Source organism: Exiguobacterium sp. s80 (genome assembly GCF_018618725.1).
Lineage (GTDB): Bacteria > Bacillota > Bacilli > Exiguobacteriales > Exiguobacteriaceae > Exiguobacterium_A > Exiguobacterium_A oxidotolerans.
Genome location: NZ_JACSMP010000001.1, coordinates 653,123 through 667,779, shown reverse-complemented (window position 1 = coordinate 667,779; position 14,657 = coordinate 653,123). Strand labels below are relative to the sequence as shown.

General features: G+C 49.0%; 18 protein-coding genes. 12 read left to right on the top strand and 6 right to left on the bottom strand.

The window, feature by feature from the left end:
• The first annotated feature begins 37 nt into the window (after window positions 1-37).
• The 3 genes from KNP94_RS03495 to KNP94_RS03485 all read left to right on the top strand — a co-directional run bounded on the left by KNP94_RS03495 (window position 38) and on the right by KNP94_RS03485 (window position 1,490).
• Complete coding sequence (locus tag KNP94_RS03495) at window positions 38-358, top strand: PadR family transcriptional regulator (protein WP_214812061.1); 321 nt, start codon at window positions 38-40, stop codon at window positions 356-358.
• Between the two features lie 3 nt (window positions 359-361).
• Window positions 362-1,120 carry an HAAS domain-containing protein gene (locus KNP94_RS03490; protein ID WP_215115232.1) on the top strand — a complete coding sequence of 253 codons (759 nt, stop codon included), beginning with the start codon at window positions 362-364 and terminating at the stop codon, window positions 1,118-1,120.
• A gap of 127 nt (window positions 1,121-1,247) precedes the next feature.
• Window positions 1,248-1,490, top strand: a complete 243-nt coding sequence (locus tag KNP94_RS03485) for a hypothetical protein (protein ID WP_215115231.1) — start codon at window positions 1,248-1,250, stop codon at window positions 1,488-1,490.
• 97 nt (window positions 1,491-1,587) lie between these two features.
• Here KNP94_RS03485 and KNP94_RS03480 read toward each other — a convergent pair whose 3' ends face one another.
• Window positions 1,588-2,139, bottom strand: coding sequence for a GNAT family N-acetyltransferase (locus KNP94_RS03480; RefSeq protein WP_215115230.1), 552 nt, complete (start codon window positions 2,137-2,139; stop codon window positions 1,588-1,590).
• A gap of 19 nt (window positions 2,140-2,158) precedes the next feature.
• Window positions 2,159-3,394, bottom strand: coding sequence for an MDR family MFS transporter (locus tag KNP94_RS03475; protein ID WP_215115229.1), 1,236 nt, complete (start codon window positions 3,392-3,394; stop codon window positions 2,159-2,161).
• A gap of 103 nt (window positions 3,395-3,497) precedes the next feature.
• On the opposite strand from KNP94_RS03475, the gene KNP94_RS03470 reads away from it, so the two are divergent.
• The 4 genes from KNP94_RS03470 to KNP94_RS03455 all read left to right on the top strand — a co-directional run bounded on the left by KNP94_RS03470 (window position 3,498) and on the right by KNP94_RS03455 (window position 7,415).
• Complete coding sequence (locus KNP94_RS03470; RefSeq protein WP_215115228.1) at window positions 3,498-5,135, top strand: ABC transporter substrate-binding protein; 1,638 nt, start codon at window positions 3,498-3,500, stop codon at window positions 5,133-5,135.
• 147 nt (window positions 5,136-5,282) lie between these two features.
• Window positions 5,283-6,443 carry a globin domain-containing protein gene (locus KNP94_RS03465; RefSeq protein WP_215115227.1) on the top strand — a complete coding sequence of 387 codons (1,161 nt, stop codon included), beginning with the start codon at window positions 5,283-5,285 and terminating at the stop codon, window positions 6,441-6,443.
• 173 nt (window positions 6,444-6,616) lie between these two features.
• Window positions 6,617-6,790, top strand: a complete 174-nt coding sequence (locus KNP94_RS03460) for a DUF6440 family protein (RefSeq protein WP_214769410.1) — start codon at window positions 6,617-6,619, stop codon at window positions 6,788-6,790.
• 61 nt (window positions 6,791-6,851) lie between these two features.
• The gene (locus KNP94_RS03455) at window positions 6,852-7,415 is read left to right on the top strand and encodes a GNAT family N-acetyltransferase (RefSeq protein WP_214769412.1); all 564 of its coding nucleotides are present in this window, start codon (window positions 6,852-6,854) and stop codon (window positions 7,413-7,415) included.
• On the opposite strand, the gene KNP94_RS03450 is transcribed toward KNP94_RS03455, so the two are convergent.
• Window positions 7,401-7,904, bottom strand: coding sequence for a DNA topology modulation protein (locus KNP94_RS03450; protein WP_214845589.1), 504 nt, complete (start codon window positions 7,902-7,904; stop codon window positions 7,401-7,403). The two genes, KNP94_RS03455 and KNP94_RS03450, sit on opposite strands and share 15 nt — an antisense overlap.
• 248 nt (window positions 7,905-8,152) lie before the next feature.
• The gene (locus tag KNP94_RS03445) at window positions 8,153-9,352 is read right to left on the bottom strand and encodes an MFS transporter (protein WP_215115226.1); all 1,200 of its coding nucleotides are present in this window, start codon (window positions 9,350-9,352) and stop codon (window positions 8,153-8,155) included.
• A gap of 209 nt (window positions 9,353-9,561) precedes the next feature.
• Here KNP94_RS03445 and KNP94_RS03440 point away from each other — a divergent pair, with 209 nt between their 5' ends.
• Together KNP94_RS03440 and KNP94_RS03435 are read left to right on the top strand one after the other, a co-directional pair.
• Window positions 9,562-9,864, top strand: coding sequence for a hypothetical protein (locus tag KNP94_RS03440; RefSeq protein ID WP_088836975.1), 303 nt, complete (start codon window positions 9,562-9,564; stop codon window positions 9,862-9,864).
• A gap of 520 nt (window positions 9,865-10,384) precedes the next feature.
• Window positions 10,385-10,906 (top strand): hypothetical protein, encoded by a 522-nt coding sequence (locus KNP94_RS03435; RefSeq protein ID WP_215115225.1) that lies wholly within the window; start codon window positions 10,385-10,387, stop codon window positions 10,904-10,906.
• Window positions 10,907-11,009: 103 nt separating this feature from the next.
• On the opposite strand, the gene KNP94_RS03430 is transcribed toward KNP94_RS03435, so the two are convergent.
• The gene (locus KNP94_RS03430) at window positions 11,010-11,774 is read right to left on the bottom strand and encodes an SDR family NAD(P)-dependent oxidoreductase (protein ID WP_215115224.1); all 765 of its coding nucleotides are present in this window, start codon (window positions 11,772-11,774) and stop codon (window positions 11,010-11,012) included.
• 76 nt (window positions 11,775-11,850) lie between these two features.
• Between KNP94_RS03430 and KNP94_RS03425 the strand changes: the two genes are divergently transcribed.
• On the top strand, window positions 11,851-12,252 hold the full coding sequence (locus KNP94_RS03425; protein ID WP_251132553.1) for a MerR family transcriptional regulator: 402 nt from the start codon (window positions 11,851-11,853) through the stop codon (window positions 12,250-12,252).
• Here KNP94_RS03425 and KNP94_RS03420 read toward each other — a convergent pair.
• Entirely contained in the window at window positions 12,249-13,325 is a 1,077-nt protein-coding gene (locus tag KNP94_RS03420; RefSeq protein ID WP_371815996.1) for a threonine aldolase family protein, read from the bottom strand. The two genes, KNP94_RS03425 and KNP94_RS03420, sit on opposite strands and share 4 nt — an antisense overlap.
• 127 nt (window positions 13,326-13,452) lie before the next feature.
• Between KNP94_RS03420 and KNP94_RS03415 the strand changes: the two genes are divergently transcribed.
• Window positions 13,453-14,124 (top strand): hypothetical protein, encoded by a 672-nt coding sequence (locus KNP94_RS03415; protein ID WP_088836970.1) that lies wholly within the window; start codon window positions 13,453-13,455, stop codon window positions 14,122-14,124.
• 200 nt (window positions 14,125-14,324) lie between these two features.
• Window positions 14,325-14,621 (top strand): hypothetical protein, encoded by a 297-nt coding sequence (locus KNP94_RS03410; protein ID WP_088836969.1) that lies wholly within the window; start codon window positions 14,325-14,327, stop codon window positions 14,619-14,621.
• Window positions 14,622-14,657: the final 36 nt, after the last annotated feature.

The window sequence follows — 14,657 nt, the reverse complement described above, 5'->3', positions numbered from 1 at the left end:
TACCTTGCAATACATGATAGCGAAACGAGGAATACTGATGTCATCTACTCAAATGTTAAAAGGCATTCTCGACGGTTGTTTACTTGCGTTGATCGCGGAAGAAGAGGTCTACGGTTATGAACTGGCGACGAAACTTGCGACCTACGGCTTTGCTGACGTCAGTGAAGGAACGATTTATCCGTTATTGATGCGGATGCAAAAATTGGGTTGGATTGAAGCAACGCAACGCCAGTCTCCGAGCGGACCAAAACGAAAGTATTATGCCATTACTTCGGCAGGACGCGACGAACTGACCGCTTTCTCGGCACGTTGGGAGAGACTCTCGACAAGCGTCAACCAGATTTTAAAGGAGGAATGATGGATGCATCCCTTATCCACTGAATCAACTCGTTTTTTAGACGACTTACACGTGTATTTGTTAGCTTCCGGAAAAAATGAACAGGCGACGCAAGACATCGTCAGCGAACTCGAGGATCACTTGCGCGACGCTGAGACGGATGGCAAATCGGTCAAATCCATTACCGGCGATAGTCCGGCTGCTTACATCCAGTCGATTTCGAACGAACTGGCCTTTGATTGGAAAGGACTGTTGCAAATCTTCGGGCTTGTGTTAGTAGGTGGATCCAGTTTTTCGTTTTTTCAACAGCTCTTTAATGGTTCCGTCTCCTACAGCGCCATTCTCTTATTGAGTTTTGCGAGCGCAGTTGCATTACTCATCGTCTGTCTCGCGTTGATCTTGCGGTACCTGTCGACGCATACGGTCAGTCCTGTCCGTCAAAAGGTGCTGTTCGGACTGTTCGGCGGCTTATTTTCAGTCAGTATCTTGGTGACCGTTTTTGCCGACCGCTTCATCGATTCACCGACCGTGACGTTTTCGCTCCCTGTCAGTTATGCGATCGGATTGCTTTATCTCGTCGTCATCGTCTGGTTATCGGTTTGGTCAGGGACATGGATTATCGCCATCGGACTTGCCGCCTATTTTTTACCACAGTTTGTTTTACATCAGACTGGAGTCAATGGATTAATCGTCATTTTGAGCAGTTATCTCATTTCGATGATCAGTATGAATCTTTACTTTTTCTTACCGATGCTGCTTACGAAACGACAGATGCAGAAGTGATTTAGTTCGAAAAATGCATAGAATCCGCTACAAACGAGTATTGCTATGAGTTAGCGATTTTCATTTGGTACTTAATGACATTTTCAAGTAGAATGAATTAAACCCACTGGGATCGAGGCTACCTTTTATGAATATTAAGATGCTGATTCTCGTCTTCCTCATTGTCTATCTAGCACTTAGCCTGCCGGCACTGTTCGGGATTGGACTTGTCATCGACTGGGTCCCTGAAGCCACCGTCATTCAAAAGTTTAACGGATATGTCCTCGTGGGACTAACGGATAACTACTTATTCAAATGCGTCATGGCAGGGCTGATTAGCGTTATTCTGAACCTGTTGCTACCTAAACGTAAAACAAGTAAACATCTGTAAATACCGCTCCGCTCCTTCTTTAATTGTTAAACAACGTAAAAAACAAGACGTCCCTCTTCCATAATCCGGAGAGGGACGTCTTGTGCTACTGATCCAATCAACATAATTTTTTCGCTTCATACCGCTCCCGTGTCCATTGATACAGCCGGCTCGTCACCGTCCGCCCGTCAATCCGCTCCATGACGAACAGCCGGTCGAGCACGTGGCGGAAGCCCATCTTTTCGATGACGCGTTGCGATTGACCGTTAAAATCAAAGTGGGCAGACCAGACGATCTCCATCTCAAGCTCCACAAAAGCGACAGCGAGTGCCGCGTCGACGATCTCCGGCATCCGTCCCTGTCCCCAGTAATCAGGATGCAGGACGAATCCGAACTCGACTTGTTTTTTGTCAGCCAGTGCCTCGACCGGCCGGCGCGCATGCATCCCGAAGCTGCCGATGACCTGGTCCGTCGCCCGGTCGACGATTGCATAACCATCATTTGCTTCTTGAAACATCGTAATGACGGCGCGGCTTTCGTCGATGGACGCGTGCGGTGCCCAGCCCGCATTCGGTCCGACACGCGGATCTTTTGCATAGGCATACAGGCTTTCGGCGTCACCCGAACGCCAGCGCCGTAACCGGTGCCGCTTCGTTGTCAATTCCTCCATTTCATCCACTCCTTTTTGATTACGAGACGTTTCGTTTCGTCTCAACGGCTTCTTTCAGATATAGACCTGAGTACGCTAAAACCAATCCGAGGAAAACGATCAGGCCGATGTAGACACTCATCATGAACGGGGCAAGGACTGCTCCGAGAATGATCGTCGAGCGTGAAATCAAGTCGGCCCCGGCGTGGGACGTCCCGGCGAACGCCGAGTAGGCGCCCCGTTTATCTTCCGGCATCATGTTCGCTTTTTCAGCGTTTAACGTCGGTGAGTACAACAACTCCCCGATCGTCGCGATGAAGATGAATGTCAACAGGACGGTCATCGAATTCGCACTCGTGACGGTCATGTAACCGACCAGGTATAACGCCAATCCGGCGACAAGCGTCTTCCGGCTAGAAAATCGGTTCGCGAGCCGTTGGATGAAAAACGTCAGACAGACGACAAGAATCGTATTCTCGATATTGATCAGACTGACCATCCGGACACCGTTGACGAGGAGATCACCGAATTCGACGGTCTTGAACTCGTCCGCCAGCCGGACGGCGACGTAACTGCCCATCGAAAACTCGGCGGCGAGGATACACATCGAACCGAGCACGACCTTGACGAACGGACGGTCGCGCCAGGCAATCCGGTAACTGTTCGTGATGTCGGTCAGGACGGACCGGAACGGCTGTTTCCGCCAGACGTGTTTCGATTCGTCGAGCAGGAAATGGTACGCGACCGGTAAGAGGAGCGACGTACACGTCAATAAGCTGAACAGGAACAGTTTGTTGCTGACGTAGAGCCAGCCTCCGAGTGCCGTCCCGAGTGCAATCGAGAGATTGATCAACCAGTAATCGATCGCATAGACCGCCCGCCGGTTGTCCGGCGTCGTCGCGTCGATGATGATCGCCCCCATCGCCGGTCGCCCGATGTTACTCGTGACGGTAAAGATGGCGTAGGCAATCGTGAAGGCAATCATCTGATTGACGGCGAGACTGATCGTCATCGCAAGGAACATCAAGCCGGTCGCTGTCGTCGAGAGGACGAGCAACCGTTTTCTCGGGAAACGATCGGCGAGGTACCCGCCGATCAATCCGATGAAGAAACTTAAGAAGACGGTACTGATTAAAAACAATCCGGCAATGACTTTATTAAAGGCATCGACGAACAATAAGGCCATGAACGGCATGATGGCGAATGACACCGTCCGGTTAAAAAAGGATGTTACGAGTCTGACTTTAATTGGTTTAGGTATATCTTTCCATTTCATATTGTCACCTTCCATTCTCTACCTGTATGATAAACAAGACAGATTGATTGAAAAATGGACATCTTCATAAATTAATGTCCCCTTTTAAAGGAAGGAGCAACTGATGGAAACTTATCTCTTTACGTTATGGAAAACCTGTCGCGACGGACACTATACGATCCAGCACCTCGCCGATACGGTTCATTTGAGTCCGAAACAATTCAAACGTTATTTGAAGCGCTGGCAAGACGACGGTTGGCTTGATTATACGAGTGGTCAAGGGCGGGGACATTTGTCGGAGCTCGTCTGGTTGCGGCACGTCGAGCGCGAACTGGCCCGTCAGCTGCTCGAGCGGATCGACCGGGAATCGATTGACGCCGTGACGGAACAGCTCAGTTGGGACTGGTCCCCTGCTCAGACCGGGCGGTTCATGCGGCGGCTCGAACAAAAATTTGGTTATGTCCAAACGGCATCCGACGCTTTACTCATTCCGCGGAAACGCCCCTTCTTGACGGCTCATCCGCTCGAAGCAGCCGATATCCATAGTGCCCACCTGGTCCAAAATGTCTTTAACCGCTTGTTTTGGATTGATGAAGACGGTCTGCTTAAAGGGGAACTTGCCCATCACTATGCTTGGCAAGGCAACACCTTGTCGCTTTATTTACGAAAAGACGTCCGCTTCCACGACGGTTCACTGATGACGAGTAAAGATGTCACAAAAAGTTTACGGGAACTGATCGCCTTTCCTGCTTACGCCTGGTCGTATCGCCACATTGAACAGATTAAATCGAACGGACCGTACCGGGTCGACCTGATCCTTGACCAGCAACGGAACTCGCTTTTACCGAAGCTTGCGACACTTCACACGAGCATTCATAAAGAAGGAATCGGGACCGGTCCGTTTCAACTGACGCAACAGGATGATAAAAAAACCGTTTTACAGGCGTTCGCGAATTTTTATGGCGTCCGGGCGTTACTCGACCGAATCGAGTTCATCCAGATGCCGGACGCCTACGATCCGGTTTACCGGACGTCGTTATCGGAATCGAGCGCAACCGGGACGATTGCCACCCAGTCCGGATTCGGCTTGATTTTCTTGAATCCCCGTCCGGGCGGCGCCTTCGAAAGCGTGGAGGCGCGGCACTACATCCACCGCTTGATTGCTTCCGTCCGCCCTTTCATCACCGAGTGCAACGAGCGCGGTACACCGAACGTCCGCGGCTTTCTCGGCGAGTTTAGTCAAGAATATGTTGTTCCCGATGGACCACCCGTCACGTTCGACCGGCCGATCCGGATCAAACTGACGGACTTTACGGAAAACGTGACGTACTGGTTATGTGAGATGTTCGACCGCCAACGCATTCCTTATGAATTCGTTCCGGTCGGATTCAAAGAAAGTATCACCAACCTGCACGCTTTCGCCGACATCGATCTCGCGATCCACGCGGAAGTGTTCGAGCGCAACTTGACGGTCGCGTTCCATCAGTTCTTAACAAATGAATATTCTCCGCCGGCCAAGCTGTACCGCCAGATGCCGGAGATGGAACGGCGTATCCAACAGTATGACGACACGCCGTTTGAAGACTGGATGCCGCTCCACCAGTCGTTCGAGCGGTACGTCATCGACGCCTCCTATTTCATCCCGCTGTTTGATGACACGCGACTCATTCCTTACCCGATCGAGCTGCAGAACCTCGTCATCGATTCGTTCGGTTACCTTGACTTCTCAAAACTATGGATTCCGACTGGACCGCTGACTTGAGTCAACGGTTTATGTCCGTTTCTTGACGAATCGATGGCACGTTTGTGACAAAGTTCACTTTCTTTTTTAATCTAGTATTTTATATATTGTATTTAAGCACAAAACCGCTAATACTGTGGGAGAACGAACTGAAAAGGAAGTGGTCTTATGTTAAACGCAACAACGATCCAACTCATCAAGTCGACCGTCCCTGTTCTCGCGGAACACGGACCAGCCATCACCCGTGTCTTTTATCAACGTTTATTTGAACGGCACCCGGAGATGACGCACATCTTTAACCAGACGAACCAAAAAACGAATCGCCAGTCGCAAGCCCTCGCTCAAGCCGTCTATGCGGCAGCTGCGAACATCGATCAACTCGACGTCTTAAAACCAACGCTCCTGCCCGTCCTACATAAACACCGGAGCCTGCAAATCAAACCGGAGATGTACCCGATCGTCGGGACAGAACTGTTGCGCGCGATTGAAGAAGTCCTAGGTGACGCCGCAACTCCGGCAATCATCGACGCGTGGGGACTCGCCTATCAGGAAATCGCTGATTTGTTCATGACGCTTGAAGCCGAACTTTATGCACAAGACGAACAGGCAAAAGGCTTCACTGGATATCAGACCTTCACGGTGACGGCAATCACGCAGGAAGCGTCGGACATCAAATCGTTTACCTTGCAGCCAACACATGCCTTGACGTTACCGGCCTTTACACCGGGACAATACGTGACGCTCCGAATCAAAACGCCGGCAGGACTGTGGCAAAACCGGCAGTACAGCTTAATCAATCGCCCTGGTGATGCGTTTTACACGATTGCCGTCAAACGCGACGGAAGCGTGTCGAAGCAATTGCATGACGCAACAAACATCGGCGATACGGTCCTGCTCAGTGCACCGGCTGGCAATTTTGCGTTACCGGCTGGTCAAGCACCCGTCGTCCTGTTCGCTGGCGGGATTGGTCTGACACCCTTGCTCGCGATTGCCGATGCAGCACTTGCGGCAAGTCGGTCCGTCACGCTCTACGTCGCGATTCAAGATGACCGCGACCGCGCCTTTTCGACGCGTCTCGCAAGCCTGGAAACAGCCGGTGCAACGGTCATCCGTTATGCGGAACGGCATCCGCAAACAGGGACGACTTCCGGTCGATTGACGGAAGAAGTCATTCAAAACGTCGACAAGTCTGCGATCGCCTTCGTCTGCGGACCGGAAGCGATGATTCGGTTCGTCGCGTCGAACTGGCAAGGAGCGACGGAGCAACTGCATTACGAAGTATTCGGACCAGTGCTTGCGTTTGAGGCGGAAGCGGTTGGAGTAAACTAATCGAGGAATCGACTGAAAAAAGACCGTTTCGACTGTGATTTTCGCAGTCAAAACGGTCTTTTTCCTTTCAAATTCAGTTATCTTAATAGTAATAGCGCTATGTCCGCTGAAGAATTTAATTTTTATGTTTGTTTCTGGCTACGCAGCTAAAATAAGAAGGAGACGAGTACAGTATGCGTGATAAACGGTTCGTGTTGAAATCAAAACAACACCTCAGTGGAGGGATTATCAAAATCGTCGTCGATACGCAGACCGGCGTAAATTATTTGATGACAAGCGGTCTCGGGGTGAGCGGAATGACCCCCTTGCTAGATCAGGATGGTAAGGTAGTCGTCGATAAACGTTAACCTTCTTTATTTTTATTTTGCATGTGTGTTAATAAAAAAACTGACCATAGGAGGATTTAACATGCAACTACATCAGGAACGCATTCACTTACGTCCATTAACAATAAAAGACGCACCTCTACTGCTAGCAGCATCTCAAGACGACGAAATCCGATATGTGACGGCAACTAAAGCAATCTTTACATTAGAGCAAATTCAACAGCACATAAAAATTATAAACAGCGATTCAACACGATATGATTTTGCAATCTGTCTCAACAGTAACAATAAAATGATAGGAGAATTGTCTGTTTTTGAGATAGATCAAGAAAATAAGCGAGCAGGATTTCGAATTTCCATGAGCTCATTGAAATTAACAGGAAAAGGTTATGGTTCGGAAGCTTTACAATTAACGTTGCACTTCGTATTTAACAAACTACGATTGAATCGACTTCAACTTGAAGTATATAGTCATAATGCAAATGGGATAGCAGCTTATAAAAAAGCAGGGTTTGTAACGGAAGGTATACTCCGTGAATCGATAAATTATAATGGGGTTTATTTTGACGAACTGATTATGTCCATGCTCAAAAGTGATTATGAAAAACTGACTAACGCAAACCAAATTGCATCAAAGCTGATCTAAAAACGCCTGTACGTCACGCTTCGACGACAAAATGACGACGTTTTTCTCATGTCGCACTTCGTCAAGCTGGCGTAAGACACCCGGTCGCCGCGCTTTCGGGTACTGCCAGACCCACTTCAGGAACTGCCAGCTGAATTGTTCGATGCAGCCTTCCCCCATGTCCGGCCGTGTCCGGTTGCGGTACTTCAGATTACGTTTGATGACCCGGTACGCACAAACGGTCCGCGGCATGTCGAGAAAGATGACCGTATCGGCGGCGTCAAGCCGCATCCCGAGTGTTCCGCCGTAGTTTCCGTCAAGGATCCATTCCGGTTGTTCCATCAACTGCCGTTGCACCTCTATTTGCTCGTCCCGCGGGACGGCAACCCAATTCGGTTTCCAGAACAACGCATCGAGATGTGACACCTTAATCCCGGTTTGTTCATGCAATTGACGTCCGAACGTCGATTTCCCCGAACCGCCGGAACCGATGATGATGATTTTCTTCATGATTCTCCCCCTAAAATTTCGCATAAAAACAGACTGCCGGCTTACGGCAGTCCGTTCATTTCTTCATATTATTCTACTTCAATTCGTCGCCATAACAGATTCAACAACACCGTCATCCCACTAATCGGAATTAAAAATAACAATGCTATCATCATCAGACCATCCATCGTCGCTATCCCCTTTTGTTCTTCTTTTATTAAGTGTACTGCGAAAGAAAGCGGTTGCCCTCCACCTTAAGACCGATTTCCTTATCCTGCCTTGTCCTGACTGATATTACTAGCTGCGTGACGTGATGTAAGCATTAAGAATACGGCACCGACCAGTCCTGAACCGCCGAAAAGCAGAAAAACGTGTTCGATTGACAGGAAGGTCGTCATATAACCGGATAAGACGTAACAGACCGCAGAACAAAGTGTCGAGACGGCGACCATCGCCGAGCGGACCCGTCCGAGCAGTAAATCCGGCGTTGTCTGCTGGAGCAGCGTCGAAAATGGAATCCCGAATAGACTGAGGGCAGCACCCAGTAAAAAGAGCGCGATGAAAGCGAGCGACACGGTATCCGTCCAGCTGAGGGTGATGATAAAGAGGCCTTGTAACAACACGGACAGCCGGAACAGTCGACTGTGGGCGACTTGTTTCGCGAACCGGGCATAGAGCAGCGACATGAGAATGCCACCGATGACGAGGGCGAGTTCCAGTACCGAAAAGGTTTTTGCTCCGCCAGCGACGACGTCTTTCGCGAACGGCGCGAGTAACGTATTCGCGGGTGTAATCATCCAGTTGGCGATGACGGCGAATCCTAAGATTTGCATCAGTTGCCGGTCTTGTTTTAAGTACGTCAGCCCTTCCGTCAAGGCGTCGATGTACCGGTTCTGTTTCCCTTCTCCCCCGGGTGCAGAAGGCTTAATGGACAGGAGCAACAGCCACGCTGCGCCATGCAGGACGGCTTCCATCAGTAAAATCGTCTCGATAGAAAAGCTCGCAATCAACACGCCGCCAATCAAGAGTCCGCTTAATGTACCGATCCGGTCAAGCGTACTTAAATAGGCATTCGCGACCGGTAACCGGTCTGCTTCGACGAGTCGGGTCACGACTTTGAACGCCGTATTGCCGCCAATCGTCTGTAAAACCGTCTGAGCAATCAATAATGCAATCAACAGGACGATTGAACCGGAAAACAGTTGCAAGCCGATTGCCGTCAAAACTAATAATCCCGTCCGGACGGCAACCGTCCCCTTGAGTAAGCGGACCGGGTCGACACGATCAATCCACGGACCACTAAAGGTCGCGACGACGAACCGTGTCAAAAAGACGGCGCCAATCAACAGGGCAAGCTGAAATGCCGTCAACCGTTCTGCACTCGTCCAGTAGATGGCGATATAGGAAATGCTCGCACCGACGACGGCCAACAAATCAGACAGATAAAAATAGCGAAACACCTTAGGCACGTCGTTCCCTCCTTGATGAGATGTAACTCGATGCTTCATTTTACACTTATTTACATATCCTGTCGAAATGTTTTTTGACTTTTACAAATTCAAGACGGGGCGACATCTGGATGTCATCTAGAAGTCAAATTGTTATGTAGTTCTTACGGGACTGTAACGAGGTTTCACCATCCCTTCCTTTATACTGAAATAGAAGGAGGTGACGATCCATGAAAATGTACACACGTATCGATCCGAACGACGAAGCAACTGAAGTTCCATCAGAAACACGGCTTGGTTTCTATTTTTTACTGATTGTTTTACCGCTTGGTTTAGCCCACTTGGTTCAATCGCTCGTTCCTTCAACGGATCAACACCACTTGTTGTCGTTATCACTACTTACGTTTTTAGCAGTTCTGTTGTTTGCGATTCTCGGACATAAACATGATCGAAACGCAAAAGCGACGTTTTTCAGCTATGCCTTATTCCTAGGTGTCAGCCTACTTTCGACGCTTGCGATTCCAATCATTTAACTTTAAAAAAACGCCATTCCTAGTTTTAGGAATGGCGTTTTCAGACTGTAGACAATCTCTGTGGAAAACGAGGAATTCATACGGGGAAGATTGCGTGTCGCGCTTTCCTGTCTCGCCTCGTCCCCCCCTGCGCCACTGCCTAAAAAGCGTCACGTTTCGTTGACTCCTACGGGGAAAAGTGCGTGTTTAACGCGACTTGCAAGAGGCAGGCAAGACCCTGCTCATTGTCCGTAAGGATCAAGGAGCAACGGCTTGCGCCTCGCCCGAGGAAAGCAACGAAAAAAACGCTTTTGTCTTCCGATAGCACGTTGTCTACAGCCTGACCATTCCTAGTTTTAGGGATGGCGTTTAAGCTGTTCATTAAGATATTATGGTTGCAACCGTTCATCGCTTTGAAAGCAGCGTAGCTCTATCTAAAAAAAATTCGCTACAGCGACGAAAATACACTTTGATTTTTTTCAGATTGAGACATTACAATCAGTAGATACTGATAGATTCACAAGAAAGGATGCGCATCCCGTTGCATGAAAGTACTCTAAAAGAACTTATGCCAAAAGGAATCGATTATATCGACAAGATGATGGTCAACCGGTTTCAGGCCATTCCCATCGATAAAGACGACGAAAAAATTGTCAATGTAATGGACGACCCTTTTATACCGCCTTATGAGACGATTTGTGGTGTTTACTGCATCTATCGGCGATCCATCCTGGATGTATTGCGTGGGCGTATTATGTCGTTTGAGAGCTACGAATTTAAAACGGCATTTACTGCCGATAAATTAATTGAAGAACAGCATGTGGAAGATGTTCTCGATTTTGCAACATTTGTCGTGATCGCTTCCGCGGATAAGGATGTGATGTCACATTACTTTATCGGCGGCGACTGCGAAAAACTCAACAGCATCTTAAACGTGTGCTCCGGTTATCCTAAAGGAACGAATGAAAAAACCTTTTCTCATGCGATTCAACGCTTCAAGAAGGATATTACGACAGTCGAAAACATGGGGTATCTGGAAAATATAGTGCACGAAAAGGCATAGGCATTTGACTGACTGTCAAAAGCGAGTGTAAATCGAACCCGCTTCAACAACCAAACGCAAAAACAAGCCTCCGCATTAAAAGCGAAGGCTTGTTTTTTTACAATTAGTTCGAGTTCGCGCCACCGACGTACGTAAAGAGTGGTCCGCGTAGCTGGAAGGAATAATCTTCCGCATTGACGATCCCGACGATTGCGTCACTTTCGAGCAATTGATCGAGGAACGTCGCCATTTCTACCGCTGTATGATACTGCGGGACGTTTTTGCTGTAGTCGAACCCTGCCTCCCCGCGTGAGCGATCGGCGAATTCGGTTTCCGTCGCTGCCGGTGCAAGGACTTTTGCCCGCAACTTCGCACCGGATTGTTGCAATTCCTGCGCGAGACCTTCTGTGTAGGCACTGACGTAGAACTTCGTCGCACAATACGTGACGGCATTCGGAACGATCCGGTAGCCGCCGCCTGACGAGACGTTGAGGACCGTTGTCCCTTCGACGTCATGGTGGTCACGGACGTAGAGACTCGTCAGGACCGTCAACGCTTCGATGTTCAAATGAAGCATCTTCTCGATTTTTCCGATTTCGATGTCTTTGACGTTGTCGAAGTCTCCGAATCCGGCGTTGTTGATCCACGTCTCGATTTCAAGGTGCTTGACGTCGTCATACAACTGATGCACGTTCGCCATCTCCGTCAAGTCGACTGAATGAAGGATGATATCAAGTTCCGGATAGGTCTTCAGTAAATCGTCCCGTAACGCTTCGAGCTGATCGTTCCGCCGGGCGACGAGGACAAGCGATTTTCCTTTTGCAGCGAGAACTTTTGCCGTCTCAAACCCAATCCCTGAACTTGCTCCTGTAATGACCGTATACTTCATCTGTTTTTCCCCATTTCGTTTTGGTATAGTGAGAGTCTACTCCTTCGAGTGAACTCTAAGTCAAGCAGAAAAGGTGATGTTGATGTATTCCATCTCAGAAGTCAGTCGATTGACTGATACGAGTGCCCACACGATTCGTTATTACGAAAAGGAAGGACTGCTGTTCCCGGACCGGACGGCAAGCGGCGTCCGGCAGTACGATGACAAGCACATCGACTGGCTCCGGTTCGTCCTCCGCCTGCGGGCGACACACATGCCGATTGACCAAATCCGGCAGTATGTCGCGTTATTCCGCGCTTCTTCAGACGATCACGATACGACGCTTGATCGGCTCGCCCTGCTCGAACAGCACCAAACCCTTGTCCGGGCGCAGCTTGCCGAATTACAACTGACGGAACAAATGATCACTGAAAAAATCAGCAGCTACCATCGCCTACATCCGTCCATTCCCGGGAAACAGCCTACTCAATCCCGTTAAGCTGAAAATTCTGCCGTCAAGCGGGTGATCAACTGTTCGAACGCCTCGTTTGAGACGGCGTCGAAGGCGTCACCGAAACTGATTTCCGTCGAACAGTATCCGTCGTGTTCGACGAGGTATCCGACGAGGCCAAGTCCAAGTTCATCCTGGATGTGCGCCAATCGTGCAGCGACGTCTGCCACTTCACCATTAAAGTGGAGGTGGAACATGTTTAAGACCGGAACGCGCGGTGTCGTGAAAATGTTGTCGATCGTGTTCAACCGCTCGGCGGCGTACTTTGCCTGCTCATAATAGTGCCCCATCCGGTCCTTGCGTTGCTCATAATAATAGTCGGACGAAATGACATAGGGATAGAGACTGATCAAGTCGCCGCCATAACGTCGTTTCCAAATCCGTGCTTCTGTCGTAAACGCCTTCGGGCCGGCAAGGATCGCACCAGCAATCCCGCCGAGCCCTTTATAAAATGATAAGTAGACGCTGTCGAACAAGCTCGCGACGTCGCTTGCCGGTTTGTCATAATACGGCAACAGTTCCAGCAAACGGGCACCGTCAAGATGAAGACGGATTCCCTGCTCCCGGCAGTAGGCGACAATCGCTTCTAACGCGCTGAATGATGGCGCGACACCACCGAGTTCGCGGTTCGGCAGTTCGAGTAGTAGGCAGGCGATTTCCGGTAAGGCTTTGATGTCGTCTAGCGTCATCATCTTGTCCCGTTCACCGACGAGGATCGGCTCGATCGGATGAAGCTGCCGTAAGCCATCCTGTTCATGCAGCTCTAAGTGACAAAGCGGGTGGTAGGCGACGTGCCGGTTGTCCCGGTCATCGGACCAAATCCGTAACGCGATTTGCTGCGCCATCGTCCCGCTCGGGAAAAAGACGGCCGATTCATGCCCGAGCAACGCCGCGATTTTTTGTTCGAAGTCGTTGATGACCGCCCCGTTCCCGTAAATGTCACTTCCCGTATCGTCAGCGACGTTCAGCAAGGCTTCTTTTAGGACACCGACGTTCCGCTTGCCGTGTCCACTGACCTGCTGCCGCGCTGCTTGAAAACTTCTTCGTAATTCTTCCATCACAAAAAGCCCCCTATTATTTTTGTAAATAATGACTATATTTTGAAAAAACAAATAACAGACTGTACTTCTTTTGCTATACTCTTCCTAAAGATTCATCCCATTCAGGTTGAGAGAAAGGAGTAAACCGGTGCCACAGTCATTTCGTTTAAAAGTTTTTTTGTACATCAGTCTGACGTGTTTCCTTGTTTTATTTGCCCAATCCGTCCTCCCGTCCGTATATTTTTCGGCCTTATCACTTTTACATAAAACAGCTGATTCTTCGTGCGTAGCGCGTTGCGGCAATCAAGGCGATTCGTCCATCATTTCCAGTATCGAATCGTTCAACGTCGACCGTGGTGCCGTCGTCGACATCGAATCGATCACGCCGGAAAAACCGCTCTTTCGGACGAGTTTCGACTCTTCCATTTCGGCTCCACCTTATATTCTCATCTTAATCGTTCTAAGCTTCGCGACGCTCGCCTTTTTTTATTATTATATCAAGATTTACCGACCAAACCGGTTCCAACTCGCGGGGTTCGATTATGAGCATCACGTCACCGTCATCATCCAGCCGGATCATGATGTATCTTCCGAGCTGATTCGCGAACATATTCAATTTTTTAATTTTCGGCTACCGAAACATTTACAACGTTATGGTCATGAAACAATCACGGAATGGTTCAAACGAATCGGTTTCCCTTCCCCCGTCGATCCAGGTTATTTCGAGGTCCGTTACGGCAACAAATGCCAACTCAAAGTTCATCAATTTACGTTTTTCAAGCAAGCGACCGATGATTTTTTACGTAAACAACACCTCTAAACATTAACATTAACGAAGCAGGGCGTGAGCACGACTTCCGCCGCTTCGTTTTTTATTTTTCGACTGATCATCAAATTTCATTTTCTGTCGCTTTTCTGATATTTTCCGATAAAACTGGGTAATAACTACTATATAAGGCAAGCCGATTTTTTTATCCAGGTTTGGACAGGTTTTTTCGCAAGAGAGCGAGGTGAAACGGGATGATTTCAGCACAGGAAGCATACTTTATTAAAAATGGGTTGAATGAGCAATTTGAGGACCCCCGAATCGACTGCGATTTTTCTATTTTCTCGCTCGAACCATTTCAACTCCTGTTACACGTACATGATGCAGACATGGATGAACTGAGTACCGAGATCCGTTATGGGCTAAGTCGTAAAATCCGTTCACAGCTCCATCAACTCGATGCTAAACTGGGTGGAACACCGATCAACGTCGTGTTTGTGGTTTCTGCACCGTTAATCTCTGACAATTCGTACTGTGTGATTTTACATTGAATTCATTCAAAAAAGGCAACAGCTTCTGCGGAAGCT

Coding starts and splice junctions, on each gene's coding strand:
- KNP94_RS03490 (WP_215115232.1), top strand. CDS start 362: ATGCATCCCTTATCCACTGAATCAACTCGTTTTTTAGACGACTTACAC.
- KNP94_RS03485 (WP_215115231.1), top strand. CDS start 1,248: ATGAATATTAAGATGCTGATTCTCGTCTTCCTCATTGTCTATCTAGCA.
- KNP94_RS03480 (WP_215115230.1), bottom strand. CDS start 2,139: ATGGAGGAATTGACAACGAAGCGGCACCGGTTACGGCGCTGGCGTTCG.
- KNP94_RS03440 (WP_088836975.1), top strand. CDS start 9,562: ATGAAAATGTACACACGTATCGATCCGAACGACGAAGCAACTGAAGTT.
- KNP94_RS03430 (WP_215115224.1), bottom strand. CDS start 11,774: ATGAAGTATACGGTCATTACAGGAGCAAGTTCAGGGATTGGGTTTGAG.
- KNP94_RS03410 (WP_088836969.1), top strand. CDS start 14,325: ATGATTTCAGCACAGGAAGCATACTTTATTAAAAATGGGTTGAATGAG.
- KNP94_RS03460 (WP_214769410.1), top strand. CDS start 6,617: ATGCGTGATAAACGGTTCGTGTTGAAATCAAAACAACACCTCAGTGGA.
- KNP94_RS03470 (WP_215115228.1), top strand. CDS start 3,498: ATGGAAACTTATCTCTTTACGTTATGGAAAACCTGTCGCGACGGACAC.
- KNP94_RS03450 (WP_214845589.1), bottom strand. CDS start 7,904: ATGAAGAAAATCATCATCATCGGTTCCGGCGGTTCGGGGAAATCGACG.
- KNP94_RS03465 (WP_215115227.1), top strand. CDS start 5,283: ATGTTAAACGCAACAACGATCCAACTCATCAAGTCGACCGTCCCTGTT.
- KNP94_RS03495 (WP_214812061.1), top strand. CDS start 38: ATGTCATCTACTCAAATGTTAAAAGGCATTCTCGACGGTTGTTTACTT.
- KNP94_RS03475 (WP_215115229.1), bottom strand. CDS start 3,394: ATGAAATGGAAAGATATACCTAAACCAATTAAAGTCAGACTCGTAACA.
- KNP94_RS03425 (WP_251132553.1), top strand. CDS start 11,851: ATGTTGATGTATTCCATCTCAGAAGTCAGTCGATTGACTGATACGAGT.
- KNP94_RS03455 (WP_214769412.1), top strand. CDS start 6,852: ATGCAACTACATCAGGAACGCATTCACTTACGTCCATTAACAATAAAA.